Raw genomic sequence first — 14,309 nt, 5'->3', positions numbered from 1 at the left:
AGGCGCTTACGCCGACCCGCGCGACGCCCTGCCAACATGCAGTGAGCTCCCAAAAAAACGCCCCGGACCAGCCGGGGCGTTTCGTCATCACCGTGTCAGGATCAACGCGGTGGGTAGTAGGTTTCCAGGTAGTCCAGGATCTCTTCCTCCACTTCGGGAGAAAACTCCCAGAGCCCTTGGGTGTCCTGCATCCAGCGGATCTGTTCCAGCCAGATCTTGCGGGTGTACCCGCGGCTCGTGAACAACCGGGCCGAGTGGCAGACCGTGCAATTATTCTTGACGGTATCGAATCCCGGGGCCTTGAGCAGGCCGGTTTCCGGATCGGTCTCGTACTCCTCGGCGGCCTCGACGTGGTCGCCCGCGATCGCGGGCGCCACCCAGAGGAGGCCGAGGATGGCCGGCAACAACAGGACCATCTTCGACTTCATTCGTGCTCCTTACGCTTTGACTCGGACATCGATGTGGTGGGCCTTGTTGTTGCCGTAACCGCGCGGGTTCCAGCCCGGCAGCACCATCGGCTGACGGTCGCCCTTGCTGTTGGTGGCCACGGCCCACACCTGATAGAAACCCTGCTCGGGGAACTCGATGTCTGCCTCCCAGGTTTGCCAGGCAAACTTGTTGACCGGCCGCTTCAAGTCGGCCTTCTGCCAGGTCACCCCGTAGTCGGTCGACACGTGGAGCTCCTCGACATCGCCGTAGCCATCCCACGCCTTGCCCGCGACCTTCAGCGTGCTGCCAGCGGTGGTCTCGACGCCGGTCTGCGGATACGTGATCAGCGACTTCACCGGCATTTCCTCGAGGACGACCATGTCCTCGTTCGGCACGTCGGCGCCCGGCTCCACCGGATGACGCGGCATGCGGTAGCTGTGGCCGGTCATACCCTGACCGTCATGCTCGCGGTCGCGCACCAGGATCTCGGTCAGCCACTTGCCGCTGGCGGAACCCGGGAAGCCAGGCGTAATCAGGCGCAGCGGGTAGCCGTGCTGTTCCGGGATGTCCTCGCCATTCATCGCCCAGGCAATGATGGTCTCGTCCTCCAGGGCCTTGCGCATCGGGCAGCCACGGGACAGGGCGTCCAGGTCGTCGCGACCGCTGAGGTGGGCATCGCCCGCCTTGTAACCGATGTACACGGCCTTGTCCGCGTCGTAGCCGACGTCTTCCAGCACGTCGCGCAGGCGCACCCCGGTCCAGGTCGGGCAGCCGACCGCACCCAGATCCCACTGGTTGCCACGCGGGGACGGCTCGAATGCGGCACGGCCGTTGCCGCCACACTCGATCCAGATCTGCAGGGTATGGTGCTCGAACTTCTCCTTGAGATCGGCGATCGTATAGGACTTCTCCTGATTTGCCGCCTCACCGTGCACGGTGAGGGTCCAGGCCGCGGCATCGATGCCGGCCTTTTCCGGCGGGACGCCGTTGTTACGGATGAACATGTTGGGGAACGGGGTGACCTCGTCGTGCAGCAGGTGCGGCGGCAGCTCGCCGTTGATCGGGCGATCATTCAGCCAGATGAACCCGTCCACCTTGCCTTCCACGTGGAAGCCCTCGATGCCGGCGGCGACGGCGCTCGACAGGGTGCTGCGGTTGAACATGGTCTGCATGGCGGTCTCCGCCCCCATGCCGAACACGGCCAGGGCGGCGCCGCCCTTGCCCAGTTTGCCCAGGAAGCTACGACGGGCCGCGCCCGTCTCGGTCAGCTCCCCGGTTTCCTTGATCGCTTCTTCGGATTTGTTTTCCAGCTCGGTATGATCGTTCTTGTGGTCTGTCATTTGCCAGCCTCCGGCTTGTACTTCGGATCGAAATCGCATGTGCTGCCCCTCTCTCCCTGAGACAGCCGAGTGAATTTTTAGTACATGTTCTAAAAACCTGCAATAAAATATCGGGATTTTTTACGGATTCCAGAATGCCTCCTCTAACACCTGTATTCGGGGCCCGGAATACGGTATAGAATGCCGACCACAACGAAACCGCAAGTCACTGACAATAAAGACTTATCACAAATTTTTAATATTAGCGGAATCTACATAATGAAGAACCGAATTCATCAGTTCGTATATACCCCTATTGTTATGTTTTCGGCTGCGCTGGTTGCGGCCCTGATGGTCACGGGAACCGCCAGTGCGGAATACGAGCCTTCCATCGAAATCCACGAGGTGGAACGCGGGGAGGGTCCAGAGATCGTTCGCCACGACACGGCGATCCTGCATTACACCGGCACCCTCGAAGACGACGGCAGCGTGTTCGACTCCAGTCGCGAGACCGATAGACCGTTCGCGCTGACCCTCGGCCGGGGCCAGGTCATCCCCGGCTTCGAACAGGGGGTGATGGGCATGCGCGAGGGTGGCAAGCGCGAGATCGTGATCCCGCCGGAGCTTGGCTACGGCGAACGCGGCGCGGGCAACATCATCCCGTCCAACGCCACGCTGCGCTTCGAGGTCGAGGTGCTGGAGGTCGAGCGGGCGCCCTTCAGTGGCCTGGACAACGAGGGACTGGCGGAGAAGATCGAGGAAGGCGCGACAATCGTCGACATCCGCCGGCCGGACGAGTGGGCGGAGACCGGCGTGATCGAGGGCAGCCATCGCATTACCGCTTTCGACGAGAACGGCGACCTGCATCCGGAGTTCGGGCAACGCTTCACCGACCTGGTGGACCCGGACGAAGAGGTCGTGCTGATCTGCCGCGTGGGCAACCGGACGAGCGCCCTTGCCCGCGCACTGGCGGACGGTCTCGGCTACGACAACCTCTACAACGTGACCGACGGCATCATGGAGTGGCTGGCCGAGGACCGTCTGGTGCAGCACGACTGCCCCGAGGCGGCCGAAACGGCCCAGTGCTAACTATGGGCTGAGCCGGACCGGGAGTCCGGTTCCGGCTCGGCGTCTGCGACGTCGAAATCCAGCCGCTGGTTCGTGCCCGGGCCAGCGTCTTCTTCCGCTTCCGGCGGCGCCAGGCTCAGCCCCGCGTCCGACGCCACGTCGGCCAGATCGCGGATCTGGTCCAGCGGCGGCAGCTCCTCCAGGCGCTTGAGCCCCAGGTCGTCCAGAAAGCCGCGCGTGGTCGCATACAGCGCGGGCCGTCCGGGGACCTCCTTGTGCCCCACCACGCGCACCCATTCGCGCTCCTGCAGCGTGCGCATGATGCCCGAGCTGACCGCCACGCCGCGCACGGCCTCGATCTCCGCGCGCGTGACCGGCTGGCGGTAGGCGATGATCGCCAGCGTCTCCAGCAGCGCCCGCGACAGGCGCGCCGGGCGTTCGGGCTGAGCCGCCTGTACGGTGGCGGAGAAACGCGAGCGCACGCGGAAGCGATAGCCCCCGGCGGACCGAACCAGTTCAATGGCGCGGTCCCGGTAGCGCTCCTCAAGACGGCCCAGCGCCTGTTCAAGCAACGCCTGATCGATCTCGCCGAGGTCCTCACAGGCCGCCTTCAGGTCGCGGGGGGCGACGGGCTCGGCGGCCGCGAACAGCACCGCCTCCACCGCCAGCTCGACGGCTCGCAGCTGATCGTCATCCGCGGCCGCCACGGGTGCGTGGATCGTTGAATCCATCGTGTCGCTCACGCCGGCTCTCCCCCCTCATCGTCTACGGCCGCCCCGCGCCGGCGCAGCCGGATCGGGCTGTAGGGCTCGCTCTGGCCCCATTCGACCAGGCCCGCCTTGGTCAGCTCCAGCACCGCCAGAAACGATACCACCACGCCCTGGCGCCCCTCGGCAGCCAGCAGCAGGGCCACGAAATCGGTGAAGCGCTCGGGGTGCAGGCTGTCGAGGATGCTGGACATACGCTCGCGCACCGACAACTGTTCGGTGGAGACATGGTGGTGCGCCATCAGACTGGCGCGGTGCATCACCGCGGCCAGGGCCTCCATCAGCTCGTCCATGCTCGGGGCCGGGGGCGGCGGGCCCTCCAGTGCCTCGACGCTGGCGCCCGCGGCGAACACGTCACGGTCCATGCGCGGCAGGGCATCCAGGCGCTCGGCCGCGGTCTTGAACTGTTCATACTCCTGCAACTGACGGATCAGGGCCATGCGCGGGTCGGCGTCCTCGTCCGCCTCGGCCTCCTTCGGCCGCGGCAGCAGCATGCGCGACTTGATCTCGGCCAGCAGCGCGGCCATCACCAGGTATTCGCCGGCCAGCTCCAGACGCAGCGCCCGCATCACCTCGATGTAGGCCATGTACTGGCGGGTGATCTCGGCGATGGGGATCGCCAGGATGTCGAGGTTCTGCCGCCGGATCAGATACAGCAGCAGATCCAGCGGCCCCTCGAAGGAGTCAAGAAAGACCTCCAGGGCATCGGGCGGGATGTAGAGATCGGCCGGCAGCTCGGCCACCGGCTCGCCATGCACGCGATAAAGCACCTCGCCGTCCGCGCCCGTCTCGACCGTCGCGGGGCGCTCGAGGCCGTCGTTCGCGTCAGCGTGCGGATCCATGCCCCGGGCTCATCGCAGGTAGTCCAGCCCCATGGCCCGGCGCACCTCTTCCAGGGTCTCGCGGGCCTCCTCGCGGGCCGCCTCGGAGCCCTCGACGATGATGGACCGGACCAGCGCGGGGTCCTCGGCGTATTCCTTCGCGCGCTGCTGGATCGGCTCCAGCTCCGCCTGCACCGCCTCGATCAGGGGCCGCTTGCAGTCCAGACAGCCGATACCGGCCGTGGTGCAGCCGGTGTAGAGTTCCTCACGCTGACTCTCGCTGGTGTAGACCTTGTGCAGATCCCACACCGGGCACTTGGCCGGATCGCCGGGGTCCGTGCGCCGCACCCGCGCAGGGTCGGTGGGCATGGTGCGAATCAGGCTCTCCACCTCGGCCGGCTCGGTGCGCAGGCTGATGGTATTGCCGTAGCTCTTGGACATCTTGCGCCCGTCCAGCCCCGGCATCTTCGAGGCCGGAGTCAGGCGCGCCTGCGGCTCCGGCAGGATGATCTTGCCGCCCCCCTCGAGGTAGCCGAACAGGCGCTCGCGGTCGCCCAGCGAGATGTTCTGCTGCGACTCGAGCATCGCCCGCGCCACCTCCAGGGCCTCGTCCTCGCCCTGCTCCTGGTAGCGCTTGCGCAGGTCGCGGTAACGCTTGGCGGCCTTCTTGCCCATCTTGTCGGCAGCGGCCTCCGCCTTCTCGGCGAAGCCCGGCTCGCGGCCGTAGAGGTGGTTGAAGCGGCGCGCGATCTCGCGCGTGACTTCCAGGTGCGATACCTGGTCCTCGCCCACCGGGACCATACCGGCGCGATAGGCCAGCACGTCCGCGCTTTGCAGCACCGGATAGCCGAGGAAGCCGTAGGTCGCCAGATCCTTCTCGCGCAGCTGCTCCTGCTGGTCTTTCCAGGTCGGTACCCGCTCCAGCCAGCCCAGCGGCGTGATCATCGACAGCAGCAGATGCAGCTCGGCATGCTCGGGCACGCGCGACTGCACGAACAGTGTCGCGGACCCGGGGCTGACCCCTGCCGCCAGCCAGTCGATGACCATCTCGGTCACATGCTGCTGCAGGTCACCGGGGTCCTCGTAGTGGGTGGTCAGCGCATGCCAGTCGGCGACGAAGAAGAAGCACTCGTAGTTGTGCTGCAACTCGATCCAGTTCTTCAGCACACCGTGATAATGGCCCAGATGCAGGCGCCCGGTGGGGCGCATGCCGGAGAGCACACGCTGGTTGCTACCCTGATTGCTGCTCACGGAATCAATCCCTTCCTGTCAGGAAACGGGCGCATCCACGCCCGGTCAGTCGTCTCAGAACATGCCGCCGGAAAAGGCGAACAGCATCGCCAGCAGCATGGCCGTGCGATCCACGTCGTTGATATGCACCCGGCCGTCCGCCATGGCCAGCGTGCTGTGCCAGTACCCGGCCTCGGCATCGCGGCGGAGCCAGCCGTCAGCCGCCAGGGCGTGCAGCTGTGCATCCAGGTCGATATCGGGATAGGCGGCGTCGAATTCGGCCACCCATTCCAGCCCGAGACGCAGTTCGCTGTCCAGCCGCAGCGTCTCCAGCGGACGGGTAGCGAAGGTCTGTTGCGTGCCGTACAGCCCCAGTTCGGTGTCCAGCGCGACCTGACGCGCCGGCTCCTCGTTCAGGGAGGCCTTGAGCTCGACCACCGGGCGGTGCTCGATCATCCCGCCGACGGCGTCGATCATCGCCGCGCCGATCAGGGCAGTGCGCTGCTCGCCCTCGATGCCACGCGCCTCGATCGATTCCAGTTCGCCGAGCAACTGCAGCAGGCTGGGACGGTCCCAGCGCAGGATGCCCGCCTGCAGGTCCAGGGCGCTCAGCGTCAGCGCATCCCCAGCGCCGTCGTCCATGCGCGCCTGCTCGACCTGCAGGCGCAGGCGCGAGTCCATGCGGTCGTTGTTGGTCTGCTGGAAGGCATCCAGACGCGGGCGCTCGATCCGCAGCCGACTCGCCTCGCCCTCGCGCAGCTCCACCACGGACGCCGCCAGGCCGCCCTCGTAGTCCGGCAGGCGTCCGAAGACCCCGTCGGCGTCGGCCTCGAACACCGTGGCATAGCGGGCGTCCTGCGCCTCCCAGACGAAGGTGTCGTCCGACAGCCTCAGCTCCGGCAGATCCAGGCTCACCAGGATCTGCTCGGCCGACCAGGCGAACCGACCCTGGCCGGCCGCCAGATCCAGCCACAGCGGGCCACCCACCGTGGCGACATGCTCGGCCACCTCGGGCACGGTCATCAGGTCCATGCGCAGGTCGTCGAACGCAACGCGGGTCGTCACGCCACCGCCGATCCCCGAGCGCGAATGCACCTGCAGATCCAGCGAGCGCAGCAGATGGCCGAGCAGGGAATCGTCCGGCGCTGCCAGGGTATCGAGATCCACGAACGAATCGCCGCGCGCCCCGAGCAGACCGTGACGGATATCGTGCACCAGCGGGATCTCGAAGCGCCCGTCGGGGTCTTCCAGGATCAGCTGGCTGCGGCCGCTGGCGCCCAGGTAGCCGCGTTCGTATTCAAGCATCTCGTGGCGCAACTGCACCTCGCCCAGCTGGGCCTCGTGCGTTCCGGCAACGGTACCCTCCACCTGCTTGCCGACCACGACCGGCCACACAGCGGCCACCGCCAGCACGACCACGGCCAGAACCACCCACTTACGCATTGCGCCTCCCTGCGGCCGTGCCGCGCCGTAGCCTCGGTATGCGGCCGGGGCTATTCATCCAGAAATCCCACATCGCCCATCCCGTGACGGATCACCTCGGGGGCATCACCAGTCAGGTCCAGCACACTGGTCGCCTCCAGGGTCCCGGCCCCGCCATCGACCACCAGGTCCACCACCTTGCCCAGCCGATCCTCGATCTCCCAGGGTTCGCTCAGCGGGTTCTCGTCCCCGGGGAGCTGCAGGGTCGCCGACATCAGCGGTGATCCGAGCTCCGCCAGCAACGCCGACAAGATCGGACTAGCCGGCACACGCAGCCCGATGGTGCGCCGCTTGGGGTGTTGCAGGCGCCGCGGCACCTCGCGGGTGGCAGGCAGGATAAAGGTGTAGGGCCCCGGCGTTAGCGCCTTCATCAGGCGAAACGCGCTGTTGTCCACCTTCGCGTACACGCCCAGCTCGGAGAGATCGCGACACAGCAGGGTCAGATGATGGGTCTCGTCCACCTGGCGGATACGGCGGATCCGGTCCGCCCCGGTCTTGTCCCCCGGCAGGCAGGCCAGGGCATAGCAGGCATCCGTCGGCAGGGCGATCACGGCCCCGTCCTGGAGCCGGTCCAGGACCTGCCGGATCAGCCGGGGCTGGGGGTTTTCGGGGTGGATCGAGATCATGGATCGATTCGACGCGGGGATCGGCTGCGCAGTGTAGCGCATCCGCCGCCACGCCCATAAGAACGCGCACGGGCCGCCCGCGCGGAAAGGGGAAAACTGCGAACCCGGAGCGCGAGGCGCGGCCAGTGATCGGTTACGATGCACCCAAAATCAAGGAGAACACCCCATGCTGTATATGATCCGGGGCCAGGACGCCCCCGACTCGCTGGATGCCCGCCTCGCCGCGCGGCCCGAACACGTCGCCCGGCTGCAGGCCCTGCGCGACGACGGCCGGCTGGTCCTGGCCGGTCCCTGCCCTGCCATCGACAGCAACGACCCCGGCCCGGCGGGCTTCACCGGCAGCCTGATCGTCGCGGAGTTCCCGTCCCTGGAAGCCGCCCGCGCGTGGGCCGACGCCGACCCCTATGTGGCCGCCGGCGTGTATACCGCGGTCGACGTACGCCCGTTCAAGCAGGTGTTCTGATGCGACTTCGCCCCCTTGCCACCACACTCGCCACCCTGGCCTTCGCCGGTGCGCTGGTCGCCTGCGACGGGCAGGAAACGTCCGCACCGGACGCCGAAACGGACACGATCACCACCGATACCGACGACGTCGACACCGTCGCCCTCGTCAACGGCGAGCCCATCACCCGCGCCGACCTGTTCACCTACTCCGGTATGGACGAGGACCCGGGCCTGGCCGAGGGGGATGGCACGCTGGAAGAGCTGATCAGCCTGGAGCTGTTGCGCCAGGAGGCGGTCAACCGCGGCCTGGATACCGATGCCGAGACCCGGCGGATCCTGCGCATGGTGGAGACCAACCTGCTGGCCTCGCTTTTGATGGAACGCATCACCGCGGAACTGGAGATCACCCGCGACGACCTCGAGGCGGAGTACGAACGCCAGGTTGAGCAGATGCGCGGCACCGAGTACCGCGCCCGCCATATCCTGGTCGAAGAGGAACAGCGGGCCCGCGAACTCCTCACGGAACTGGACGACGGCGCGGACTTCGGCGACCTGGCCGAGGCCCATTCCATCGACCCCGGCTCGGCCGCCCGCGGCGGCGAGCTGGGCTGGTTCTCCCCGGAGCAGATGGTCCCCGCGTTCAGCGACGCCACCGTGGCCCTGGAACCCGGCACCACCACCGCGGAGCCGGTCGAGAGTCGCTTTGGCTGGCACATCATCCGTCTGGAGGAGACCCGCGACACGCCGGTCCCCGAATTCGAGGATGTGCGCGCCGAACTGGTCGAGATCCTCGAAAGCCGCGCCATCCAGCAATTCCTGGAGACGCTGCGCGCGGATGCCGACATCCAGATTCCGGCCCGGCCCGCCAATCAGTAGCCGGACAACACCCGGACGCCCCGGGCCTCAGTGCCCGTGGTGTCCGCCTTCGGCATCCATGCCGGGGGCATCCCCCTCCATCATGTGGCCACCCGAATGGCCGCCATGGGCACCCTCGCCGCGCTGGACGCGGGCGTGGATCTCCATGGTCCCGCCATCCTCGAATTCCAGGATCACAGGGATCCAGTCACCGGCCGTCAGCGGCTCGTGCAGCCCGATGAACATCAGGTGCAGGCCGCCCGGCTCCAGCACCAGGGTCTCGCCCGCCGGGAGTTCCAGCCCGTTGACCTGACGCATGCGCATCACCCCGTCCACGTGGGCATGCTCGTGCAGTTCCACCACCTCGGAGATCGGCGCCTGCGCCGCGACGATCCGGAGGTCCTGCTCGCCATGGTTGCGCAGCACGAAGTAGCCGCCAGTCATGTCTCCCGGCATCAGCCGAATCCAGGGCGTCCCCTCCATCTCGAGGCCCGCCCGACACTCGCAGACCTCGGGCTCCCCGGCCAGCGCGGGTGCAACCGCGCCGCCCGCCAGAAGGGTGGTCGTCAGCATCACTGCCGGAATCAGCGTGGATCCTTTCATGGCCTTTCACCTCATTTAAGCAAAACGTAATATTGGCATAACTGGGGCTTTCAGGAACCTGCGCGGTTCCCCTACAAAACCCGGTGGTAAGATAACGCCCGCGACGGGAACCTCCGGCCCGCAGGCGCCTCCAAGCGACGGGCCGCACCCGCCCCGCCGAACTGCCAAGCCACAAACGAGACGCCCATGCCGCGCGCCCTCCGCCGAGCCCTACTTCCCGTCCTGATCCTCGCCGTCGCCGTGGTGGGCTTCATGGTCCTGCGCGCGACCGGGCCCGAGGCGCCGCCGCCGGAGGCCAGCGAGCGTACCTGGCCGGTGCAGGGCGTGACCGCCGAGCCCGGGACGCACCGGCCGGGGGTGATCCTCAACGGGCGCAGCCGCTCCGCCCGCGATGCCCAGCTGCGCGCCGCGGTGGAGGGCGAGATCGAAGCCGTGCCGGCGCGCGCCGGCCAGCGCGTGGCCGCCGGCGACACGCTGGTGCAGATCGACCCGCGCGAGGCCCGGCTGCTGCTGGACCAGCGCGAGGCCGAGCGCCGCGAGCTGGAGGGCGCGGTTGAAAGCGAAGAACTGCGTGCCCGCTTCGACCGCGAGGCCCTGCAGCGCGAGCGCGAACTCCTGGCGATCGCCGAACGCGGACTGGAGCGCGCCCGCGACCTGCGCGAGCGCAACCTTGGCTCGGAATCGGATCTCGATGCCGCCCGCGAGCGGCTGCAGCAGGCCAGCATCACCGTGGACAACCGCGAGCAGGCCGTGGCCGACGCCCCGATGCGCAGGGCCCAGGCCGAGGCCCGCCTGGCACGTGCCCGCGCCGCCGAGTCCCAGGCCGAGATCGACCTGGAACGCACGACCATTCGCGCGCCCTTCGACGCACGTATCGTGGAGGTCGACGTCGCCGCGGGCGAGCGCGCCCGACCGGGGGACCCGTTGCTGCGACTGTTCGCGGTGGATGACCTGGAGATCCGCGCCAGCCTCCCGGAACACCTGGTCGCCCGGATCGAGCGCCTGCTGCAGGGGGACACACCCCTGCCCGCCATTGCACAGGTCGCCGGCCACACGGTCGAGACCGAACTGGTGCGCCTGGAGGGCGAGACCCGCACCGGCGACGCCGGGATGCGCGGGGTGTTCGAGGTACGCTCCGGGGGCGAACGACTCCCGCTGAACCGTTTTGTCGAGCTGCGCCTGCAACTGCCAGAGGAACCCAACAGCCTTGCGGTGCCGTTCGAGTCCCTGTTCGGGCGTGACCGCGTGTTCCGAGTGGTGGACGGGCGCCTGGAGTCGCTGCAGGTCGAGCGCCTGGGCGATTTCATCGATGCGGACGGCAATACCCTCGCGCTGATCCGCAGTGACGCCATCGCCGCCGGCGACGCCCTGATCGCCACACGCCTGCCGAATGCCGTGGATGGCCTGCGGGTCGAGGTGGAACAGCAGGATTCCGGTCGATGAGCGAAGCGGAACCCGGCAACTCGCCGGCATCCGGGCAGCCGATGCCCGGGGGCGGCGCGCAGGACCCTGACCGGCCCCCGCGCGGGCCGATCCAGCTGTTCCTGGAACACCGCCTCGCGGCCAATCTGCTGATCGCGCTGATGCTGCTGGCCGGGGCCTTTGCCCTGACCAAGCTCAACACCCAGTTCTTCCCCAACTTCGAGCTCGACTTCATCACCGTGGAGGTGCCCTGGACCGGGGCCAGCGCGGAGGATGTCGAGCGCGCCATCGTCGACCCGCTGGAGCAGGACCTGCGCACGGTGGACGGCCTGCGCAACATGACCTCCACCTCGGCATTGGGCATCGGCGTGGTGACCATGGAGTTCGAGGCCGGGACCGACATGACCCTGGCGCTGGAGCAGGTCAACGACCGCGTGAACCAGCAGCGCAACCTGCCGGAAGCGGCCGAGACCCCGGTGGTCACCCGTGTGATCCGCTACGAGCCGGTGGCACGGCTTCTGCTGACCGGCCCCGACGACCCGCAGCAGCTGCGCATCCTCGCGCGCCAGTTCGAGCGCGAGCTGCTGGATGCCGGGATCGCCCGCATCGAGTTCACCGGCCTGACCGAAGACGAGATGGCCGTCCAGGTGCCCTCGGCGACGCTCTATCGCCTGGACATGACGCTCGCGGATATCGCCGAGCAGATCCGCGCGATGGCGCAGGACCTGCCGGCCGGCTCGGTGGGCCGCGACGACACCGCGCGCCAGATCCGCAGCCTGGAACAGGCCCGCGACATCGTCAGTTTCGAGCGGCTGGTCCTGCGCGGCGACGGCGAACTGGGACGCCTGACCCTAGGCGATATCGCCACCCTGGACCTGCGCCACCGCGACGGACAGGTGCGCGCCCGCGCCAACGGCCAGCGCGCGATCGAGATGCAGCTGCTGCGCTCGGAGACCGGCGACTCGCTGGAGGCCGCGCAAGTGCTGGAGGACTGGCTGGCGCAGACCCGCCCGGCCCTGCCGCCGGGAGTCGAGCTGCAGGTCACCGACGCCTTCTGGGAGCTGCTCTCCGAACGCATCACCCTGCTGCTGAAGAACGGCCTGGGCGGCCTGCTGCTGGTGCTGGGGATCCTGTTCCTGTTCCTCAATCGGCATATCGCCCTGCGCGTGGCGCTGGGCATCCCGATCGCCTTTACCGCCGCGTTCGTGGTGCTGTGGGTGGTGGGTGGCTCCATCAACATGATCTCGCTGTTCGGCTTCATCATGTCGCTGGGGATCATCGTCGACAACGCCATCGTGGTCTCGGAGCACGCCTACAGCCTGCACCAGCGCGGGCTCTCGGCCAGCCGCGCCGCGCGCGACGGCGCCCGGCGCATGGTCGGACCGGTGATCGCCGCCTCGCTGACCACGGTGGCCGCCTTCCTGCCGCTGATGCTGATCGGCGGGATCATCGGCAACATCCTGTTCGACATCCCGCTGGTGGTGATCTGCGTGATCGTCGCCACGCTGCTGATCGCCTTCCTGATCCTGCCCGCGCACCTGAAGGGCGTGATGCACCGACTCAAGCCGCCGCGCGCCGGCAGCCTGCGCGAGCGCTTCGACAACGGCTTCGAGACCTTCCGCAATGGCGCCTTCCGCCGCGCGGTGACCGTGTCGGTCAACCACTCGGGCACCACCCTGGCGCTGGCGGTCGGCGCGCTGATCCTCGCCATCGGCCTGGCCGCCAGCGGACGCATCGGCTTCACCTTCTTCCCGTCGCCCGAGGGCACCATCGTCAACGCCGGGGTCAACTTTGTCGCCGGCACACCGCCGGAGCGGGTCGAGGCCTTCCTGATCCACGTCGAGGAGGCCCTGGCCGAGACCGAGGAGGCCCTGGGCGGCGACCTGGTGCGCGCCTCCGTCACCCGGCTCGGCCGCGGCATCGATCCCGGAGACGGCAACGCCCCGCGCGGCGACCAGTTCGGCAACATCCAGGTGGAGCTGGTCTCTCCCGAACAGCGCGAAGTGCGTAACCGCGAGTTCATCCAGGCCTGGGAGGACCGCGTGCGCCAGGCCCCCGGGATCGAGAACTTCAGCATCGACGAACGCCAGACCGGGCCGCCCGGACGCGACCTGGAGGTGCGCCTGACCGGCGATGACCCGCACGTCCTGAAGAACGCCGCCCTGGATCTGGCGGAGATCTTCGATGACTTTGCGGGCACCTTCGCCACCAACGACGACACGCCATTCGGTCGCGAACAACTGGTGTTCCAGGTCAAGCCGGAGGGTCGCGCCCTGGGCCTGACCACCGAATCGGTCGGCGCCCAGTTGCGCGATGCCTATGATGGCCACCTTGCCCAGCTCTACCAGGACGGGCTGGAAGAGGTGGAGGTGCGCGTGCGCCTGCCGGATGCCGAGCGCCATTCCAGCGAGAGCCTGGAGCGCCTGAATCTGCGCCTGCCCAGCGGCGAGTTCGTGCCGCTGGGCAGCGTGGTGGACCTGCGCTCGCGTCAGGGCTTCGAGACCCTGCGCCATGCCGACACCCGTCTGGCGATCCAGGTCTCCACCGAGGTCGACCGCAGCGTGAACAACGCCGCGCGCATCCGTGCGGCGCTGGAAGACGGCCCACTGGACGACCTCGCGACGCGCTACGGCATCGAATACTCGTTCGAGGGGCGCGCGGCCGACCAGGCCGAGACCTTCGCCGACATGCGCACGGGTCTGGTCCTGGCGCTGGGTCTAATGTATATCACCCTGGCCTGGGTGTTCGGGTCCTGGGGCTGGCCGTTGATCGTGATGGCGATCATCCCGTTCGGCATCCTCGGCGCCCTGCTGGGCCACTGGATCCTTAACGTGGAGCTGACCATCCTGTCGCTGTTCGGCCTGTTCGGCCTGACCGGGATCGTGGTCAACAACTCGATCATCCTGGTGAGCTTCTACCAGGGCCTGCGCGAGGCCGGCCTGGCCCTGCAGGAGGCGATCGTCGAGGCCGCCTGCCAGCGCCTGCGCGCGGTGATCCTGACCTCGGTCACCACCATCGCCGGCCTGACCCCGCTGCTGTTCGAGCGCTCGGTCCAGGCCCAGTTCCTGATCCCGATGGCCATCTCCATCGTGTTCGGCCTGGCCATCGCCACCGTGCTGGTACTGTTCGTGATCCCCGCCCTGCTGCGCCTCTACGAAGGCCGCTTCGACCGCGGCGCCACCCTTACCCACCACGCCACCGACTAACACTTGCATGTGGCCCACCGCTAAGAGGGCCAGATCA

General features: G+C 67.9%; 13 protein-coding genes. 5 read left to right on the top strand and 8 right to left on the bottom strand.

The features are described 5' to 3' along the window. Window positions 1-101: 101 nt before the first annotated feature. The gene (locus F793_RS0108395; protein WP_018879495.1) at window positions 102-428 is read right to left on the bottom strand and encodes a hypothetical protein; all 327 of its coding nucleotides are present in this window, start codon (window positions 426-428) and stop codon (window positions 102-104) included. A gap of 9 nt (window positions 429-437) precedes the next feature. Then, on the bottom strand, window positions 438-1,769 hold the full coding sequence (locus tag F793_RS0108390; RefSeq protein ID WP_018879494.1) for a sulfite oxidase: 1,332 nt from the start codon (window positions 1,767-1,769) through the stop codon (window positions 438-440). 330 nt (window positions 1,770-2,099) lie between these two features. Between F793_RS0108390 and F793_RS0108385 the strand changes: the two genes are divergently transcribed. After that, window positions 2,100-2,837 carry an FKBP-type peptidyl-prolyl cis-trans isomerase gene (locus tag F793_RS0108385; protein WP_155985260.1) on the top strand — a complete coding sequence of 246 codons (738 nt, stop codon included), beginning with the start codon at window positions 2,100-2,102 and terminating at the stop codon, window positions 2,835-2,837. Here F793_RS0108385 and scpB read toward each other — a convergent pair. The 5 genes from scpB to F793_RS0108360 are packed head-to-tail and all read right to left on the bottom strand — an operon-like array spanning window position 2,834 to window position 7,742. Further along, window positions 2,834-3,547 (bottom strand): SMC-Scp complex subunit ScpB, encoded by a 714-nt coding sequence (gene scpB / locus F793_RS0108380; RefSeq protein WP_018879492.1) that lies wholly within the window; start codon window positions 3,545-3,547, stop codon window positions 2,834-2,836. The two genes, F793_RS0108385 and scpB, sit on opposite strands and share 4 nt — an antisense overlap. A gap of 8 nt (window positions 3,548-3,555) precedes the next feature. Next, window positions 3,556-4,425 carry a ScpA family protein gene (locus F793_RS0108375; protein WP_018882305.1) on the bottom strand — a complete coding sequence of 290 codons (870 nt, stop codon included), beginning with the start codon at window positions 4,423-4,425 and terminating at the stop codon, window positions 3,556-3,558. Window positions 4,426-4,434: 9 nt separating this feature from the next. Beyond that, a complete protein-coding gene (locus F793_RS0108370; RefSeq protein ID WP_018876185.1) occupies window positions 4,435-5,655 on the bottom strand; it encodes a tryptophan--tRNA ligase in 1,221 nt (406 codons plus the stop codon). A 54-nt stretch (window positions 5,656-5,709) separates the two neighbouring features. After that, window positions 5,710-7,077, bottom strand: a complete 1,368-nt coding sequence (locus tag F793_RS0108365) for a DUF945 family protein (RefSeq protein ID WP_018882304.1) — start codon at window positions 7,075-7,077, stop codon at window positions 5,710-5,712. 50 nt (window positions 7,078-7,127) lie between these two features. After that, window positions 7,128-7,742 carry an L-threonylcarbamoyladenylate synthase gene (locus F793_RS0108360; RefSeq protein WP_018866496.1) on the bottom strand — a complete coding sequence of 205 codons (615 nt, stop codon included), beginning with the start codon at window positions 7,740-7,742 and terminating at the stop codon, window positions 7,128-7,130. A 166-nt stretch (window positions 7,743-7,908) separates the two neighbouring features. On the opposite strand from F793_RS0108360, the gene F793_RS0108355 reads away from it, so the two are divergent. Together F793_RS0108355 and F793_RS0108350 are read left to right on the top strand one after the other, a co-directional pair. After that, complete coding sequence (locus F793_RS0108355) at window positions 7,909-8,205, top strand: YciI family protein (RefSeq protein WP_018882303.1); 297 nt, start codon at window positions 7,909-7,911, stop codon at window positions 8,203-8,205. Continuing rightward, window positions 8,205-9,062 carry a peptidylprolyl isomerase gene (locus tag F793_RS0108350; protein WP_018882302.1) on the top strand — a complete coding sequence of 286 codons (858 nt, stop codon included), beginning with the start codon at window positions 8,205-8,207 and terminating at the stop codon, window positions 9,060-9,062. Before F793_RS0108355 ends, F793_RS0108350 begins: the two co-directional genes overlap by 1 nt. Window positions 9,063-9,089: 27 nt before the next feature. On the opposite strand, the gene F793_RS0108345 is transcribed toward F793_RS0108350, so the two are convergent. Next, on the bottom strand, window positions 9,090-9,644 hold the full coding sequence (locus F793_RS0108345) for a copper chaperone PCu(A)C (protein WP_038037070.1): 555 nt from the start codon (window positions 9,642-9,644) through the stop codon (window positions 9,090-9,092). A gap of 186 nt (window positions 9,645-9,830) precedes the next feature. On the opposite strand from F793_RS0108345, the gene F793_RS0108340 reads away from it, so the two are divergent. Both F793_RS0108340 and F793_RS0108335 read left to right on the top strand, forming a co-directional pair. After that, entirely contained in the window at window positions 9,831-11,087 is a 1,257-nt protein-coding gene (locus F793_RS0108340; RefSeq protein ID WP_018882300.1) for an efflux RND transporter periplasmic adaptor subunit, read from the top strand. After that, window positions 11,084-14,272 (top strand): efflux RND transporter permease subunit, encoded by a 3,189-nt coding sequence (locus tag F793_RS0108335; protein ID WP_018882299.1) that lies wholly within the window; start codon window positions 11,084-11,086, stop codon window positions 14,270-14,272. The genes F793_RS0108340 and F793_RS0108335 overlap by 4 nt, the downstream gene beginning before the upstream one ends. Window positions 14,273-14,309 lie beyond the last annotated feature (37 nt).

Origin of the sequence: Thioalkalivibrio sp. ALE22 (assembly GCF_000381445.1) — a bacterium.
In the GTDB taxonomy this organism is placed as follows: domain Bacteria; phylum Pseudomonadota; class Gammaproteobacteria; order Ectothiorhodospirales; family Ectothiorhodospiraceae; genus Thioalkalivibrio.
The sequence above is the reverse complement of the archived record's forward strand: the minus strand, read 5'-3'. Positions and strand labels throughout refer to the sequence as shown.

Bases quoted from the DNA above. Each gene is read 5' to 3' on its own strand.
- F793_RS0108395 (WP_018879495.1), bottom strand. From the start codon at position 428: ATGAAGTCGAAGATGGTCCTGTTGTTGCCGGCCATCCTCGGCCTCCTC.
- F793_RS0108390 (WP_018879494.1), bottom strand. From the start codon at position 1,769: ATGACAGACCACAAGAACGATCATACCGAGCTGGAAAACAAATCCGAA.
- F793_RS0108385 (WP_155985260.1), top strand. From the start codon at position 2,100: ATGGTCACGGGAACCGCCAGTGCGGAATACGAGCCTTCCATCGAAATC.
- scpB (WP_018879492.1), bottom strand. From the start codon at position 3,547: ATGGATTCAACGATCCACGCACCCGTGGCGGCCGCGGATGACGATCAG.
- F793_RS0108375 (WP_018882305.1), bottom strand. From the start codon at position 4,425: ATGGATCCGCACGCTGACGCGAACGACGGCCTCGAGCGCCCCGCGACG.
- F793_RS0108365 (WP_018882304.1), bottom strand. From the start codon at position 7,077: ATGCGTAAGTGGGTGGTTCTGGCCGTGGTCGTGCTGGCGGTGGCCGCT.
- F793_RS0108360 (WP_018866496.1), bottom strand. From the start codon at position 7,742: ATGATCTCGATCCACCCCGAAAACCCCCAGCCCCGGCTGATCCGGCAG.
- F793_RS0108355 (WP_018882303.1), top strand. From the start codon at position 7,909: ATGCTGTATATGATCCGGGGCCAGGACGCCCCCGACTCGCTGGATGCC.
- F793_RS0108350 (WP_018882302.1), top strand. From the start codon at position 8,205: ATGCGACTTCGCCCCCTTGCCACCACACTCGCCACCCTGGCCTTCGCC.
- F793_RS0108345 (WP_038037070.1), bottom strand. From the start codon at position 9,644: ATGAAAGGATCCACGCTGATTCCGGCAGTGATGCTGACGACCACCCTT.
- F793_RS0108340 (WP_018882300.1), top strand. From the start codon at position 9,831: ATGCCGCGCGCCCTCCGCCGAGCCCTACTTCCCGTCCTGATCCTCGCC.
- F793_RS0108335 (WP_018882299.1), top strand. From the start codon at position 11,084: ATGAGCGAAGCGGAACCCGGCAACTCGCCGGCATCCGGGCAGCCGATG.